8 protein-coding genes are annotated in these 17,902 nt (G+C 52.2%); 5 read left to right on the top strand and 3 right to left on the bottom strand.

Going from position 1 to position 17,902, the window contains the following annotated elements:
* Nucleotides 1–11: 11 nt before the first annotated feature.
* Nucleotides 12–1,580 carry a sulfatase family protein gene (locus JIN87_RS02930; protein ID WP_200354020.1) on the bottom strand — a complete coding sequence of 523 codons (1,569 nt, stop codon included), beginning with the start codon at nt 1,578–1,580 and terminating at the stop codon, nt 12–14.
* A gap of 143 nt (nt 1,581–1,723) precedes the next feature.
* Complete coding sequence (locus JIN87_RS02935) at nt 1,724–3,280, bottom strand: alpha-L-fucosidase (protein WP_234033206.1); 1,557 nt, start codon at nt 3,278–3,280, stop codon at nt 1,724–1,726.
* A gap of 316 nt (nt 3,281–3,596) precedes the next feature.
* On the opposite strand from JIN87_RS02935, the gene JIN87_RS28700 reads away from it, so the two are divergent.
* From JIN87_RS28700 to JIN87_RS02960, 5 genes are all read left to right on the top strand, one after another.
* Nucleotides 3,597–7,520 (top strand): ATP-binding protein, encoded by a 3,924-nt coding sequence (locus JIN87_RS28700; protein WP_200354021.1) that lies wholly within the window; start codon nt 3,597–3,599, stop codon nt 7,518–7,520.
* A gap of 412 nt (nt 7,521–7,932) precedes the next feature.
* A complete protein-coding gene (locus JIN87_RS02945; protein ID WP_200354022.1) occupies nt 7,933–11,100 on the top strand; it encodes a TonB-dependent receptor plug domain-containing protein in 3,168 nt (1,055 codons plus the stop codon).
* Nucleotides 11,101–11,255: 155 nt separating this feature from the next.
* Nucleotides 11,256–12,860, top strand: coding sequence for a sulfatase family protein (locus JIN87_RS02950; protein ID WP_200354023.1), 1,605 nt, complete (start codon nt 11,256–11,258; stop codon nt 12,858–12,860).
* 70 nt (nt 12,861–12,930) lie between these two features.
* Nucleotides 12,931–14,643: a hypothetical protein gene (locus JIN87_RS02955; RefSeq protein ID WP_200354024.1), complete on the top strand. Its 1,713-nt coding sequence runs from the start codon at nt 12,931–12,933 to the stop codon at nt 14,641–14,643.
* Between the two features lie 143 nt (nt 14,644–14,786).
* Complete coding sequence (locus JIN87_RS02960; protein WP_200354025.1) at nt 14,787–15,374, top strand: hypothetical protein; 588 nt, start codon at nt 14,787–14,789, stop codon at nt 15,372–15,374.
* A 15-nt stretch (nt 15,375–15,389) separates the two neighbouring features.
* Here the strand turns inward: JIN87_RS02960 and JIN87_RS02965 are convergent, their stop codons facing one another.
* Nucleotides 15,390–17,822 (bottom strand): TonB-dependent receptor domain-containing protein, encoded by a 2,433-nt coding sequence (locus JIN87_RS02965; RefSeq protein WP_200354026.1) that lies wholly within the window; start codon nt 17,820–17,822, stop codon nt 15,390–15,392.
* Nucleotides 17,823–17,902 lie beyond the last annotated feature (80 nt).

The raw sequence follows: 17,902 nt of genomic DNA on the forward strand, positions 1-17,902 counted from the left end.
AAGCCTCCCCTCTAGCGCTCCAGATACTCTCGAACCGGATCTAGCTGAGTCCAGGAATCCCAGGCTTCAGCCAAATCGGTTGGTTGATCTTCTCCTGGCGTACTCCGGCCCGATTGGATCACCTCCGCCAATCCCTTCTTGAGAGATTCCACAACCTCTGGATACTTTGCGGCGAGATTCACATCCTCCGTTGGGTCGTTAACCATATCGAAAAGTTGAAGTGGAGCCGCGTTCTCGATTGGTTCGTCTTTCCTAGGGTCGCCTCGATTCGACCCTCCAAAGTCGTCAAACATCACCTTCCACTTCCCTTGGCGGATTGAAAAGATCCCCTTGTCTGAATGGTGAACGACGACGCGTCCCTTGGCTTCTCGGATTTCCTTACCCTTCAGTGCAGGCAAAAAGCTCACACTGTCCTCCGCCATGTTGTCAGCAATGTCGGTATCCAAAATATCTACACAGGTTGCCATTAGATCCGTTGTGCAAATTAGTTCATCCGATCTCGTTCCCGCTTTGATCTCCGCAGGCCATCGCACGATGAACGGCACCCGGTGTCCTCCTTCCCAGTTCGTCCCTTTCATCCCGCGGTAGATCCAGCTGGAGTTATGTCCTTGCTCAGCCATCTCTTTAAATTCCGCCTTCGGTGAGGTTCCATTGTCCGCGGTAAAAATAACGATCGTGTTTTCAGCTGTTCCGGTTTCGTCCAGCGCTTTGAGCACTTCACCCAGCACCCAGTCTGACTCCATACAGAAGTCGCCATGCAAATTGAGGCCGCTCTTATTTAGGAATCTATCGCTCGGCACGATCGGCGAGTGCGGTGACGGTAGAGGTAAATAGACGAAGAAGGGACTATCCTTGTGCTTGTGTATCCATTCGCTGGTTTTTTCCGCAAGTTTGATCAGGACCTCCTGCTGAACATACTCTTTCGCTGCATACCCCGGTTTAGATGGCTGCGTATAGCCTCGCGCGTTAACTTCATCGAGGTTCTTAAGGACTTCCAATGTGCCCAGTAGCTTGTCGTTTTCAACATAGGCGTGCGGATCCATGTTGAGCGAGGCCGAGATCCCGAAAAAATAGTCAAAGCCGATACTGTTTGGTCCATTCTTGATCGGTCCCTTCGGATCCACGTACTTCCATGAAACGCGTTGAGAGGTCTTGCTAGGATCAGTTAAGGTCCAGTCCATACCGAGGTGCCATTTGCCGATACACGCAGTTTTGTAGCCTTCCTTCTGCAGTAGCGAAGCCACTGTTTCACGATCCGGATCGATCAAATGTGGGCTATGCCCACCTAGAACGCCCTGCTTCAAAGTCGGTGTGCGCCACGAATATCGCCCGGTCAGAATCCCATACCGTGTCGGTGTGCAAACCCCGGAGCTCGTGTGCCCATCCATGAATGTCATGCCCTCCGCAGCGAGCCGATCCAAGTGCGGTGTCGGGATTTTCGAATTTTTGTTGTATGCGTGTACATCACCCTGCCCCATGTCGTCGGCAAGGATGTAGATGATGTTTGGCTTGGATGCATTTGCAGAAAGAGCAAAAGCAAGGGTAGCTAGGAGGGTTGTAAGAAAACGTCTGTAGTTCATATTGAGCGCTTATGGGGTTCTTAACTCATACACTATACATCCCTCGTCTATTCGGGAGCTTCCGAGGGATGAATGACCGACAAGCCTTGCGTATCCTAGATATAGATACGGGTTGAGCGAGGCATCAGTGCGGTGGGGCTAACTCAATCCGAAAACTTGATACGGAAAACGTAAGCTGCCTCGCAGGGTTTTTCGCTGCCCGCATCGATTCGCAACCCTTTCGTTGTCTGCTTCCACGCTGCGGGCCTTTCTCCGCTGAGAAAATGAACCGATTCGACTTCACGCTCTTCGTACGGATTGCCTCTCGCCAATGACTCAATGGTGAAACGACCTCCATCTGGCCAAGCGAGCGAAATGGCGTAGAGCTCATCCTCCTTTTGAGTAAAACGTATGTCGGCCGCTACATTGTCTGGATTCTCGTGCTCGGAGTGGTTTCCCGCCTGTACTTCTGTCGGTCCTTCTCCAAAGATCTTCCAAGGGCGAGTCCCGTAAATTGCCTCCCCGTTACGCTTCAGCCACGCACCCATTTCCTTGAGGATTCTCGTCTCCTCCTCAGTGATCGTTCCGTCGGCCTTTGGCCCGACGTTCAGAAGTAAACAACCGTTTTTGCTCACGATGTCGATTAGCTCATCCAGGAGGTAGCCAGAAGTCTTGAATTCCTGGCCTTCTACATAGCTCCAAGTGTCCTTGCTTGTGGCTGTATCGGTCTGCCAGGGCAGATCTCGAATGTCGGACATTCGACCACGTTCCAGATCTAGCACGATCAGGTCCTCAGGAAACGATTTCACAGAGGTATCATGAAAGAACTTACCGTTCACGCGTGAAGTCTTGTTCATGTTCTTACCTTGCAGCACCACTTCCTTGTCCCACTCGAGCCCCTTGTTGTAGTAGTAAGCCAGAATTGGCTTGTGCACCGACTCCCATCCGGGTTTGTCGAAACCGAAATCGAACCATAGGAGGTCGGGTTCGTAGTTGTCGATAATGTCGGTCGTCCGTTTCCACCACCAATCGAGAAACTCATCGCTAGGAGCGTCCTTCGGCTCGTCTGCCTTCCAGTACAACTGCCAGTTCTCAGGGTCGTTGGTATCCCAAGACGGATCCTTTTTTGAATAGTACCGGCGATTCACGGCCAGATGAGACGATACCCCAAACTTCAATCCTGCCGCACGCGTCGCGTCGGCCAACTCACGCAGCGTGTCACGTTTCGGCCCCATCTTTTTCGCGTTCCACTTCGTGTGCTTTGAATCGTACATCGCGAAGCCGTCGTGGTGCTCGGCGACCGGTACGATGTATCTTGCTCCAGCTTCCTTGAACAACGCGACCCACTCTTCCGCGTCGAACGCCTCCGCCTTGAACTGAGGAATAAAGTCCTTGTATCCAAAATCTGACTGCGGTCCGTAGGTTTCTAAGTGGTAGTCGAAGAGCGGTTCGCCCTTCTTGGACTTCCACCCTTCATAGTACATGTACTTTGGATACTTTGTGACGCCGTAGGCCGGTACGGTGTAAGGCCCCCAATGAAGAAAAATTCCCAGTTTCGCATCCCTGAACCACTCGGGAACTTCCCAGTGACTGCGAATAGAATCCCAATCGGCTTCATAGCGAAACTCTTCCGCCTCAAGTGATGAAATTGCAGTGGCGGCAAATGCAAGCAGTGGTAGAAACTCCTTCATAGCAGTAAATTCCTTTTGTGGGGTATTCATGAGCAAACGCTCGTTTTTCGCTCTCTACCATACTATGCGTGTCTATTCAGACAACTCTGAGGGGTATACGTCCGACATACGAAACCTAATGTGTTTTATCCATAAAACTGATACGTTCTGAGTTGCTGGTTTCAGCCCGTTCAAGGCTCCACGCCAGGACGCAGAGTCCGTGCGTATTAGCTGAGTGACGTATTTGCGTATATTAAATACGCTCTAAGATATAGCCGTTTTTCTCATTTGAGCGTAATTTTTCTTCGTCTCTCCTCCCTCCAATCTTATAAAGACAGAATACCCCCAACCGCCCCACACCCGCCTCGTGCTTCCGAGAATTCACAAGCTGTCGCGTTGCGGACTCTTTGCAGGTCTGCCCCGAGCCCTCGTTTTAGCTCTACTTCTAGTAGGGGCGACCCAGCTTGCGTGGGCGCTCGAGCCCTATGTTCCGCAAGTAGAAGTCTCGCTTGAGGAAGAGTGGCGCTGGACAAAACTTGAGGCCGCTTCTGGCTTGAACATTCGAGACGCTGCCCTGGGGCACAATGGCGAGGTGTGGTTTTATCAGGGTGCGACAGTCTATCGATACGATGGGAATCGACTCGATCCTTTCCCGATTACCGCAGAAGGCTCGGGAGCGAGTCATATCCTGGCTGCCTCCGACGGGCACGTATACGCGTTGTCTGGAAAGAACTTCGTGCGATTCGACGGTGATGGCTGGAGGGTGATTTCCCAGCTTGATGAGCGAAACAATCGCATCCACCACATTCGAGAAAATGGAAAACGTGAGCTTTGGTTCGCGAATGCAGACCGGCTGGTTCGCTATGATCTAGAAACGTCGCGGCGAGACGAATTCCCCTGGGACTTTAGAGACCCGCTCTCCTTCGTAATCGACCACAATGGGAAACTGTGGCTCTCCGATCGCGAGTCTCTCGATGTGGTGGTGCTTGACCTTGAGCGTGCCACAGAGGCCGGCATCCCCGAGCTACATCGATTTAGCAGTCTCTCTCCAGCAAACACGCCTCGCCTCGAGTTGGACAGTCAAGGGCGTGTTTGGGCCCTCGATTTTCACGGATTTGGTCACAGCCTCTTCGAAAACTACACCCGAAAAGAGGTTTCGGTTGAAGACTCAACCGTCCTTACGAGACCTCGATGTATGGCCGAGGTCCCTCAAGGGAGATATTGGTTCGGGAGCAATCGTAGCCTGATAGAGCTTAACGAGGGAAAGTGGAAGGTGCATAACGCTCGCGACACCAAACTTCCGCTGCCTGTGAACTTTGTTGTCACTCTCCCTGGAGATCGACTACTGGCCGGAGGCATCAACGCCGATGTCTACTTGATCGATCTCTCGAACGATCGTTGGGCGGCTTACGACGACCTGAATTTTCAATGCGAAGACCATCAGGGCAACGAGTGGTTTATTCACCACGACGGGCGTATCATAAAGCATGATACGTCAGTCGGACAATGGACTGCATTCGACACAAGCGATGGCACCATCGATCACCCCAACAGTATCATATGCTCAAGCGACGGTACCCTTTGGGCGTCAGGATCACACCAAGATTTCACCGCTCTCTCGCGTAACGATAGCGGACAATGGGAGCGATTCGAATTCCCACGGCTCGGTCGAATCTTCAGTCACCTCGCAGCCAAGGAGTTAAACGACGGGTCCTTAGTTTTTGGAAATGGGGCTTCGCCGCTTTACCTAGGCGACCTCCCTGGGGGCGCTGTTTTCTATAAAAACGGCGTCTTTACGCAACGAAAAGGGGGGCTGGATAGACATGTGCTTTTTCCTGAACGCATCGCCTGTATCGACGATACCTCGGAAGGGGATTTGTGGATCGGGGTTGGCAGCTTGATGCAGATCCGCGCAGATGGTTCGATCCAGAGCTACAACTCTCCCAATCCGAATCGTCGCTGGATCGATCAAGTCTTGATTGACAAGGAAGATACGGTGTGGGTCGCAATCGGCGGTCTTGGCCTTTTTGAGTTTGATGGTAAGAATTGGACGCCACATACCGCGATGGACGCTGTCGCCAGCAAAGAAGTCGCCCATATGCTGGAATCGAAGGACGGCCAGCTGAAGGTATTGTCCGAGGAAGGGGTGAGCCAGTTTGACGGGACCTCTTGGATCAGCTGGAAACTCCCTCATGATGTACGTTTTCTGCGCGAAGAGCATATCTTACGTGAAGACAACGACGGAGCCTTGTGGGTAAATTTTTCGTATCGCCCTTGGTTGCTTCAGGGGAAGCGACAGGAGTCCCGCGCTAACTGGTATCGAACGATCCGATACAAAGGAAACACGATGTCACCCGAAACGTCCTTGATAGACAGGGACCAGGAGTTGCCGGAAGGCAGTCGCCTTACCTTTCGATGGGAAGGGCATGACGCCTGGAACGAAACGCCTTCAGACGAGCTTTACTATTCGTGGCACTTCGGTGATGGAAATTGGTCCCCCTACTCTCGCCAGACCAGCGTCGTTGTGGACAAGGTTAAGGCCGGTGAATATCGATTCGAGGTCAGAGCGATTGACCAAGACATGAATGTCGATCCGACGCCCGCGATCCTAACCGTTCAAGTCGTGCCGCCGCTCTGGAAACGTCCCTGGTTCATTTTTGTAGTCGCTGCTACTGTAGTGACGATCTTGGTACTTGTTTGGGCTCTGTTAAAGGCCCGTGTGCAATCGGCCATAAAGGTAGAAAGCTTCAAACTCGAGTTCTTCACCAACCTTTCCCACGAGCTCACCAACCCGCTTGCAGCGATCGTTGCCCCTCTGGAAAACGCGCTTCGCCAGGAATTGCCGGGTAACTTGCGCCGCAACCTGAAGATAGCCCTGCGCAATTCCTGGAAAATGAAAACGCTTGTCAGCCAATTGCTCCAATTCCGGAAGGTGGAGCTAGGCATGGCTCGCTACACTCCGGCTCTTGGCGAGATCATGGGCTTTGTCAAAGATGCAGTTGAATGTCAGGATCCGTTGCTGTCTGAGAAAAACTTGTCCGTAGTTATCAAGACATCACAGCCGCATTTCAAATGCGGATACGACGCGGACAAGCTTCAAAAAATAGTCGATAATTTGGTGTCGAACGCGATCAAGTACTCCACGGAAAACGGCCAGATACGCGTCAAGGTAGATGTCTCTTCGAACGAAGGGCATGATGAAATTGTGCTTACGGTGGAAGATGAAGGGGTTGGCATCCCGAAAGACAAGATCGAGAGCGTCCTTAAACCATTCTATCGCGTGGGCGATCATCCTGAAAAGCAGGAAGGGTTTGGCATCGGGCTCGCGCTCGTAGAGCAGCTCGTTTCGCTCTGCGGAGGCCGTTTCGATCTAGAAAGCCCGATCAAAGACGGGCACGGCACGCGTGCCGTCGTGCACTTCCCAGTCGTCAACGACAAGGAGCTTCATCACGAGATTGAACTCCACGATGAGGAGGAGCAAATCGCTTCCGATTCGAAAGAGGATTCGAACGCGAACCGAGCCAAGATTCTGCTTGTGGAGGACAACTCTGACCTCCGCCTGTTCATGCGCGAAGCTCTTTGCGAGCGCTACGACACCTTCGAAGCTGAAAACGGAGAAGAAGGACTCAAACTCGCTCACAAGACTGACCTCGATCTCATCATTACCGATATCATGATGCCGGTCATGGATGGTTTTGAGCTTTGCCGCCAACTGCGTAGCGACTCTCAAACGTCCCACATCCCGATTATCGTCCTCACGGCGAAAGGGGCGAATCGCCACCGGATCACAGCAGCGGAGCTAGGGGCCGACGCCTATTTTTCCAAGCCCCTGAACATGCTGAGCTTGATCGCTCAGATCGAGAACGTGCTTAAAATTCGACGCGAGCTTAAGCAGCGCTTTTCCGAACAGCTCGTTATCGAGCCAACCGAGGTCACAGTCACCCCTTCTGACGAAGCTCTGCTCCGAAAGGCAATTGAGCTCGTCGAGGACAACATCGAAGACGAAAAATACACCGTTATCCAATTTTCCAAAGACATGGGAATGAGCCAGCCAAGCCTGTGTCGCACTCTAAAGGGCCTGACCGGCCAAACGCCCAACCCCTTCATTCGCAGCCTCCGCCTCAAGCGTTCGGCACAGCTCTTGAAGTCCGGTAATTTCACGGTATCGGAAGTGCTCACTCAGGTTGGTATCCCGGACCAAAGCTACTTCAGCCGCATCTTCAAAAAGGAGTTTGGAGTTTCGCCTTCGCAGTACGCTCACCAGGAGCAGGACAAGACGAGCCAGCTGTAAAGGATCGTTTGTAGAACGGCTCTCTGTCGGTCCGATTAGGAATTCTAGATTGGGTTGGGTGCATTCCGTGTCCGTTGATCGAGCAAACGAGGCAATAGTCCAAATGTAACAGCTATCGATTGGAATCCTATCTTCTTTCGCTTGGACAAAATCGCATACAGGGAAAGAGAACAAAGGGTCTTACGTCTGCTAGATCGTTTTTTATCAATACTTTATGAGGTCCAATAAATTATCCATATCCTATCCGATTCTGTCCTAACGATTTTGAAGACGAATGTGCGATAGTTGATACAGCCTGACTACCAAAGGCACCTCAACGAACCCAATGCCCCTACGATCACCCCGATAAGGCCATACGGTCTCAATAGGTTCAGGGGCGTGAAGAACCTACAAACGCATACCCGATATCCATATGGAACGAACCCCGACAAACGAAGCTGTTGCATCAGCTTTTAAAAGACGCGCGCTCGCCGCTTTTGCAGGCGCCCTCCTCATCCTGCCGCTTCAAGCACAGGACGAAGATGATGAAGTATTCACGCTCTCTCCATTTACAGTAACAGGAGATGAAGAAGGCGGATACCGTTCGACCGAGACGATGGCAGGCACTCGCCTTCGTACACAAATCAAAGATACCCCGGCAACGCTGAGCGTTCTGACTGGAGACTTCCTCGATGAACTCGGAGCTACCGATATCGCATCCGTTGCGGAATTTCTCCCAAGCACTGAAACCTACGGCATTGTCGGCGTTCAGACTGCCGGCAACGAGGTGAAGGCTGGTAACAGCATCTCGGTTCGCGGTTTCCGTACCGACACTCGTACACGTAACTTCTTCCGAACCGAAACGGGAACGGACAGCTATCTGACGGACCGCATTACCGCGGCTCGTGGTCCGAACTCCCTCCTCTTCGGTATCGGCAATCCGGGCGGCTCTATCCTAATTGGTACCAAGCGGGCCCACTTCGGAGGCAATGACGGCAAGCTCGAGCTTCGCTACGATAGCACACGTGACGGTGGGCATCGCGCAGTCATCGACCAGAACGTCGTTCTCCTCGAAGATAAGCTAGCCTTCAGAATCGCTGCGGTGGATGAAGAGCTCGATGGTTTCCGCGAGCCGGAAGAAACTAGCCTCGATGGCAAGTTCGCCACACTCACCTGGCAACCGTTTGCGGATGGAAATTCCGTAGTTCGCTTCAACTACGAAAACGAAAAGCGTCATCGTGTGATCGCTCGTCCTTGGGCGCCGTATAACTACTTCCAGAACTGGTTGGATCAAGGGGCGCCGTTGTACGATAATTTCAATGACGCACGCCCCGGCAACCGTCCCAGCACCAGCAATCCATTCGTTCGTTGGGAAAACCGAATCGTTAACCCGATCGACCAGGACAACATCACAGCCTACCGCACCGCACGTGGTGGTGGCGTAAATGGATACGTCCTCTCTTCCGGTCCTATCGTAAATGGAGTTGAAGAGAAAAACGTAAGTTTGACCGAAGACTTCGTTGCGCTCAACCCGATCGACTTGCTCACCGACCACTTCGCGAACGATGGAGACGACTCTACATCGATCGACACCTGGCTTGCTGATCTAGGAGACGCCGCCGGCATTCCTCTCTCTTTTCAAGGAGAAGAGCTCGTCATCCCTCGCGAAACCTGGTTCTCAGGCGATCTCGACAGCTATGATTCGAGCGTCGAGGCTATGTCCGCTTTCTGGGAGCAGCGCTTTGGAGACAACTTCTTCATCGAGCTCGCAGGTAATAAGGAAAACGTGGATACGCGTAACCTCGTAATGCTCCGTAACAACGAGTATGCGATTACTTACGATCCAAACCTCTACCTGCCAGACGGTTCACCAAATCCCTACGCTGGCATGCCATTTGTCGGCGGCCTAGCGAACCCGACGGATCAAACCACCAACCTCGATTCAGAAGAGTACCGCTTGACTGCGACCTACAAGCTCGACTTCACCGACAAGTCGGACAAGTGGGGTGGACTCTTTGGTCGTCACCAGCTCTCCGCTCTCGCTAATCGCTACGAGCGCGACTACCTCACCGTTCAAAAGCGCCCAGTCGTTTACGAGTGGGACGGACGCAATAACCACAGCCCTGGAGGAGGACGCGTTAACCACAACAACGCCAAGCTCGGCGGTCGCTACTACCTACAGCCAAACAAGCAGCCATACATTCCAGAATTTTGGACACCAATGCGTGGCGAAGGTACTGTCGGAAAATCCGACTGGGCTGATCTGCAGTACTTTTCCGACAACACAGTCATCGACTCCTACGCCATTGGCACGCAGAGTTTCTTCTTCAATGATCGCCTCGTGCTTACCGCTGGTATCCGCGAGGATAAGCTCGACGTAGAAAATGGCACCAAGGTTCGTTTCACAGGAGCGACGGCTGATTCTTCAATCGGAAACCACGTTGGAGAGCTCGACGTTCCCACCTCTCGTGTCACCCTCGACATTCCAGGCGAGCGCAGCTGGACCAACGAGTCGTACGGTGCGGTCTACCACATCATCAACAACAAGAAGGACAGTGCTGTTAACACGCTCAGCGTTTTCTATAACACAGCGACGAACGTAAGCGCCGACCCGAATCGCGTCGACATTCGCTACCTCGAAGTGAGCCCACGTAACGGCGACGGTGAGGATTACGGAGTAAAGTTCTCACTCTTCGACAACAAGCTCTCCGGCACCTTCACCCAGTTCTCGACTACCATGTTGAATGACTACCGCAACTCCGCTCTCGGTGTATTCAGTCGTAGTGGAATGGGTGGTTTCGGTCCGATCTCTGAAGCTGTTGACCTCGGTCGCTATGAACGTGCCGAAGGCTCGTCTATCTCTTGGGCGCCAATCTTCGACCAGACAACTGACGGAAAGGAAGTCGAGTTCGTTTGGAATCCTACCAAGCAGCTTCGTTTCCGCGGCACCTATTCGACAATGGAAAGCATTCCGTCACGCTTCGGCGAAGACATCCAAGAGTACTACGACGAAGTTCGTCCATTGGCGGTAGCATGGCTCGCAGAAAACGGAAACCTTAGCCTTCCAGAAGGCTTCGACCCCGGCAATCCAACAGCTGAGGAGCAAATCATCCTCGATACGATGGATCTCGCAGAGCGTATTGAACTTGGAATGGCAGAACTTGATGTTCAAGTGCCACTCAAGCTAGCCTACAACGGCGTGCCCGTCGCCGGTCTCCCTAAGGAGCGTGCTTCACTCGCCACCTTCTACAGCTTCGCGAAGGACTCCAAGCTCAATGGATTCGGTGTGGGAATGACCTATACCTATCGCTCGGGTACCGCGGTCGCATTCGAGACCGACGACAACGAAGCGGCTAACTTAGATAACGCGCTTATGGCTGATTCCCAGTCATCCATGGGACTGACCGTTTCCTACCGCCGCAAGCTCTCCGGCGACCGCCTCGACTGGAGGCTTCAGCTAAACGTCAAGAATCTTCTCGACGATGTTGATCCAATCCTACTCGACGGTGTTTGGGATCGCACAACCGAGCAGTTCCTTACCAACCGCAACAAGATGGTCGCTCCACGCTCCTATGCGGTCACTAGCAGCCTAGCGTGGTAGACTTCACGAGTTACTACAGAGTTTAAAACAGCATCATCACGGGCACGCGTGGTTAAACCTGCACGTGCCCGTTTTTCCCAAAACCATATATCCAAACAACAACCACAGATGGCCTACGTCATCTATCTTTTTCCGTGTTACGTTTTCACTCGAAAATGATCAGCAGCACTAAATTTCGAAACGCAGCGGCACTCGCCCTAAGCCTAATTGGCTTCTGTATCCCAACAGAAACTACGCTAGCCGCGAAACAAGAGCGACCAAACATCCTCTGGATTACGATCGAGGATTGGTCTACCGATTTATCCTGTTATGGCACTCCGGGAGTCCACACGCCACATGTCGACAAGTTGGCCTCCGAAGGGGTTTTGTACAAAAACGCCTTCACTACCTCGCCTGTCTGCTCGACATCTCGATCCGCGATGATGACCGGTTTCCACCAGAATTTCATCAACGCCAACCAACACCGCCTGCTCTCCGAGCAAAAAGAGCCTCTGCCCTATGGTATAAAGCCCATCCCTCACCTCTTTGCTGAGGCTGGATACTTTACCGCTCTTATGAGTTGGAAGACGGACTGCAACTTCGAGCCGTTTTCTCGTGAGGAACTGTTCATGGGTGACGACTGGTCAGATCGAGATCCTGGGCAGCCCTTTTTCGCCCGTATCACTTTTGGCGGTACACATCGCAGCTGGAATCGGGATCCTATCCGGCCTATTGACATCTCGGATGTCGAAATCCCCCCATACTATCCAGATACGCCCTTCATTCGACGAGATTGGGCCAACGGGCTTGAGCAGATGCAACTCGTCGACCGCGAGGTCGGCGCCTTGCTAGAGCGCCTCGACGCGGAAGGCTTAGCGGATAATACTATCGTTTTCTTCATTGGCGACCACGGACGCTGTCACATCCGCGGCAAACAGTTCCTCTACGACGGAGGTATCCGAATTCCAATGATCATGCGTTGGCCAGGAAAGGTCGAACCGGGCCAAACCTCGGACTCGATGGTTCAGTCGATCGATATCTGCGCCACGATCCTCGAAGCCGCAGGAATCGAAGCCCCAATTCCGCTCCATGGGAAGAGCCTCTTCAGTGACGATGTAAGAGATCGTAGATACGTTTTTGCAGCTCGCGACAAGATGGATCAAACCCATGATTCCATGCGGGCTATCCGCTCCAAGGACTACAAGCTCATCCTGAACCTCATGCCTGAGCGCCCGTACTGCCAATACAACAGCTACAAGGAAGGAGCGTATCCAGCCTTGGCCGAGCTAAATGTGATGAACATGAAGGGACTGCTCACACCAGAACAAGCCGCCTTTATGGCCCCTACCAAGCCGCGCGTAGAACTCTACGATCTGAATGAAGACCCGCATGAAGTCACAAACCTCGCAAACAATCCAAAGTACAAAACGGTCAAGAAGGAGCTTCTGACCACCCTGCGTAATTGGCGAAAGAATGTGATCCGAGACCAAGGGGTTAGCGAGGAGTTTAGAGCTGGAAGCGTCTACCCGCCAGAAAAGCCGAATGGCTCAGTCGATGTGTGGGTCAATGCCAATAAGGACAATTACGATTACCTGGAGCATGGTTGGCCATCGTGGTACCCGACTCGCAGTCTCGAGGAATGGGAAGACGCTCGTGCCAAATGGGGTCCCTATGTCTTCCGTGGTCCGGCCGAAGAAATCGACCGCCCTGAAATCGCGATCAGCAAAAAGAAGAAAAAGAAGAAGAAAAAGCAGCCTCCTATAAACCTCTCTCAAAATTAGGGCATCGCAATGCTAACTAGAAGGTGAGACTCTTCATCAAGCGTCTCGCCTTTTCTGTATCCACTCTACAATGAAGTCCACTCTTCGATCCTCACTGGTGCTTCTCTTGCTGGCAGTCGCCTCGGAACTTCTGTCTAACGACCTTATCCCCGGCGATACGCTTAGAATCGTCGCAGAGGGCGACACAGGGTTAAGCTATCACGTGTATGTTCCAAGCAACTACGATGAGAAAACTCGACCTCCGCTCCTGATCGCTTTCAGCCCTAGTGGCAACGGAAGTGGTATTCTCAAGAAACTAAAGGGCGGAATCGAGGAGGCAGGGTGGATTCTCGTCGGGGTGGATCAGCTAAAGAACGGAATGAAGGATCCTCTTCTCGCGCGCAAGATGGAGGACGAGCTGCTTGATGATGTCTTTAGCAGGCTTCCGCATAATCCTGAGCGCGTTTATCTGGGTGGCTTCTCGGGTGGAGCTTGGCGGGCGTACCATCTCACGACGCGTCGCCCTGAATCATTTGCTGGGATACTGGCCTATGGTGGATGGCTAGGTGGGACCGAGGAACAGGAAAAGCCTTACCGTAGCGGGATCTCGGTGGCCATGATAAACGGCACTCATGACCGGGGCGCGAACGCATGGATGCCTATAGATACGGTTTCTCTCCGAAAGAGGCAAATCACCGTAAAGCACTTCGCATTCCCGGGCGGACATAGCGTGGCTCAAGTCGAAATTACGAAAAGTGCTGTAAACTGGATGAACGAAGAATGGGAACGGCGGGCAAGCGGTGGAGTTTGGACAGGTGCAAATTGTCTGGATCTCCTTTATGTTGGCGACCATCCTGCAAGATCAAAAGCGTTCACCGAATTTCTTAAGCCGCACTTTCGAACAGTGACCGCGGCGGAAGCTGATAAGCTAACCCTCGAACTCGCGAACGAAGCCGACGTTTTGCTTTTGGACCAACCGGTCAGAACTTTGCCTGACAACTTCACTAAGGCCACCTTGCTCACACCAAGAGCGTCAGAGGAAACGGCTCGCCGATACGGATCAAAATACAAACGGACCTCAGAAGCGAGCTTGGGCTCGATCGGAATCCATTTAGAATCGCTAGAGGATTGGACCTTTCGAGACACTCAACAAAACCACTTGATCTCCTCGCGTGCCTTTAAGGACAGCGAAGACTCGCAGATCATCGTATCGAAAGGAGAAGAAGGCGCCCTAATCGTTCGAGAAGCCCACCGCCTCTATTGGGGGTGGGACGCCGTGCCCTCTCAGTTGTCGAAAGGAGGACAGGAGGCACTTATCGAAATGCTATCGTGGATCTTCGAGTTTAACGGTCATCAACAAAGCGTGTTCGCAAATCTCACTACTCGGGAGAGAATGCGAGCAATGCTCGATCAAGACGGTGTCGACCTTCAAACGCTTCGTAGCTCTTTCGCCCCTTCTGTTCTCGAGCAGCATGGCGAGACCATTGAAGCGCTTCGCCGTTTTTTCGCTGAAAACGGACCCTACCTCGTTATCCGCCAAGGCAGCGGATTGCTTGAGCTCGATGAAAACGCTAAAACGCTTGGAACTCCAAACCACAGAGTCGACTCGATTGAGAGCTGGATCAAACTCCTTTCGGACGAAACAAAAAGCAAAACAAGTATCGGCCTTTTGCACAGGTATACAGGAAAACGGATACGCAAAAATCAAAAACTGTGGCGAGAATGGTTTGCAGCATCAAAGGAGCACCTGAGCTTTCGAGATGACTTGGGATATCGCTTTGTTTCCTCCGCCTCGGGACCATAAAAAGAGAGCGCTTCTATGGGGGAAGCTGGACGCCCCTCGTGTTAAAACACCTAGATCATAAGCGGACTTTCTAGGTAGGTATCCAGAAATTTATGCCTCCGTGTTGCGTAAAACCGATTTAGGAGCTAGTCTCTACCAATCTCGTGAAACGAACGCTAACAGTCCTATGTCTGTTTGTGCAGACTGTATGTGCCGGCGAATTCCAGGAGCTGTACAACAGCCTCGCGACTGAGGGTGAACTGTCCTCAGATTCAAAGAAGGAGTTCTTCAACCGACTCACCAAAGACTTGCCTTACGAAACAGAGTTAGATTTGGACGGGGCTAAGTTCCGTGCGTGGTGGGAGGCCAATAATTCATACTCTCTTTCGTCATTAAAAAACGAAGGTAAGTACATCGCTTTTCAACTCGAGGATAAGTACCTGATCGGTAACATCTTTCATGCTGACGTGCCGTTCACCTTCGATGATCTGAATCACTATTTGACTCATGTTATTGGATACAGGCACCTTAAGTATCAATCGATCAAGTCAGAAGGACTGGAGAGATCCCGAGACGTCGCCTATGTCGATTACGAGAGCCTTGTCTACGGGATGCGCATGAATCGCGAATCTTTGAGTTCTGAGTATAAACAATATCTGGATACGCAGCTTGAGATATCGGATGACGCCTCTAATCAGTTCGAAATGCTGGTGATCCGATATCGGGAAAAGACTAAGGTCTCTTCTCGTTGATTCGAACGAGTCGCCTTAGAGTTCCATTTTTACGCCGGTCGCGAGGCTCCACGGGGCCTCTTGATAACGCGTAGAGCGGAACGGAACGCCTTCGTAAGTTTCGTAGGACGAACCACCCATCTTGTTCTCCCACTCGAAATAAAGTCGCGTTTTATCCTGCACCTTGTAGCTGACCATGAGGTCCATGCTGTCAGATGGAACGCGATAACGATCCTTTGCTGGGTTGCTATCGACCTTGTAGATCACGGTGTCGCTGTGGGCGAACTTCAGTTGAGCGAACACTTTTCTGGTCTCGTAGTTTAAAGCCAAACGCATTCGGCTATCCGGACTGTTAGTCTTTGGAAGAACCTCGTCAGGACGAAACGGATACACGAGCTCAGTCTCCTGTTGAGTGTATTTTGCGTTGAGTGAGAAGCCCTCCGGGAGCAAAACGAGGTTTACTGGTTGATTCCAGCTTACGGACAAGCCGCGGATCTGGGCGCTTGCGTTGTTTTCCTGACGTTCCAGCTCATAGCCGTCGTAAACGCCGCCAGAGACGATGCTTTGATGAGCGAAGATCACGTCTTCGACGGCACGATCAAAAAGCTCAACCGATACCATCGCACCCGGACCGACGTTCATATCCAGCGACATGTCGAGGTTGCGATACAAGGTTGGTTTCAGGTCCGGATTGCCTTCTGAAATTTCCTTGTCCTCTACGTCGACTCTTCGATAGGGAACAACCTCGCCGTAGGAGGGCCGGTCGATGGTATTCGTATAAGAGGCGATCAGGGTGGCCCAATCGTTCCACTTGTAACGCATTTGCGAGTTCGGGAAATAATTGACGTATCGATTGTCACCGAACGTGGGCTTGGTATCCAGATATACGATCTCGTCCAGATCTCCGTCCGAATCCTTGTCGTTCAAATCCTTACCTAGCAGCACTTCGTTGCTAGTGAAGGAAATCGAGGTTTCCTCTTGTCGTACTCCGAACAATCCACGCCACTTGCCTATCTCAAGGCTCGCCATTCCGTAGAGGGCATCGACCTGCTCTTCCACCGTATTGGAGCTGTAATCCGAGGCTTCGCGAGACCGGCGCTCGTCGTAAATGAGCGAGTCTCGCTTTCCTTCCAGGTGGTCAAGGAAGGCGCCTCGCTCCGCGTAGGGAGCGATTTGGTAACGTCCATCTAACACCTCCGTTTGGTAGACTGGCAGTTCGGATAGCGTAAAATCTCCGGGTGCGAATCCTGAATCGTTATACGCGTATTCATTATCTCTGACTCTATCGCGCAAGCGGCTCTTCATGCCAAAGCGAACAAAGGCCTTATGGTTTCCTAGCACATTGTTCAATTTGACGTTCAGGGACGTGATTGTGTCGGACTTGTCCTCGAAGCGGGATCGCTCGATCATGTCTTCAAATTCGTAGGCCGACGGATCGTCTAAATCGACTCCGGTAGTGGATATCTTCGGGAATCTCGGATCCTCAGCCAGGTCGTATTGCATATCGACTCCGTAGGCTACGAAATCCATGGAGTTGTAGGCCGTTTGCTCGAACGAGTCTTCCTGGACGATGAATTTGGCATCAACTTCCCAGTCGCCGTGATTCCAGTCCGCTCCCAACGCCATTTCTAGCTCTTCGGTATCCCAGCCTGAAGCGAAAATACCGCTCTCCACTTGAGCGTCCTTAATGTCCGCGCGTTTCTCGTCTGCAGAAAGGAAGGTCCCTTTGGCGAAGCGGTATTTGTAGTGCGGGAGATTCATAGCGGAGGAATCCATCATGAAGTTGCCACGCATTGTGAATGAGAGATCCTCGCTTGCCTTGAAGTCGATCCCCGCTCCCAGTTCTTTCTCGGTCGAGTTGTCGCGACGTTGGAAGAGAGTCTTCTCTCGCAGCACGAAGTGTTTTTCTCCGTTCACGGTTTTGCTCGTCCAATCTTGGCTGGTTGATTCAAAACCGCTCGAGTTCTCTTCCCAGCGAGCTGAAATGCGGCCCCCTAGAGTTCTGACTTCGTTGAACGCACCGCTCATGGAAATGCTTCCTTCGTAGCCGAAGTTTCCTGATCCGGAATCGTACTCGGTTTCGAGGCTTAGCTTGGTCTTGGTCGACTTCTGCAGGTACGCTGGCTTCGACTTAAGGCTGATCGAGCCGCCACGAGAATCGGCATCCTGGTCTGGCGTTACAGCCTTCATCACCTCGACGGAGGTTATCGCGTCCGCCGAGATGCTGTCCAAAGAGATCTGGGAACCTTGTCCGTCAATGGTCACGTTGCTGAAGGAAAGATCGGGGCGGCGTCCGATCGCTTCGCCTACGCTTGAATCGGAAACGAGCTCCACTGACGCTTTTTCGCTAACGATCGCATCGCTTTTGGTTACACTTTGCACATCGACTCGCGCATGGGCACATGTCGCTATCGCTACCGCTAGCAAAGCCGCTAGCGTGCTACTCTTTCCAAAACCTGATCTTTGCATGCTATCTAACATCCGGAATTCGACATTCCCTCCCCGTTGTTTAGCTCTGCAAAGCACGAAGCTGCATTTCTAGCGACGAC

The organism is Pelagicoccus mobilis (assembly GCF_016595505.1).
Taxonomy (GTDB): domain Bacteria; phylum Verrucomicrobiota; class Verrucomicrobiia; order Opitutales; family Opitutaceae; genus Pelagicoccus; species Pelagicoccus mobilis.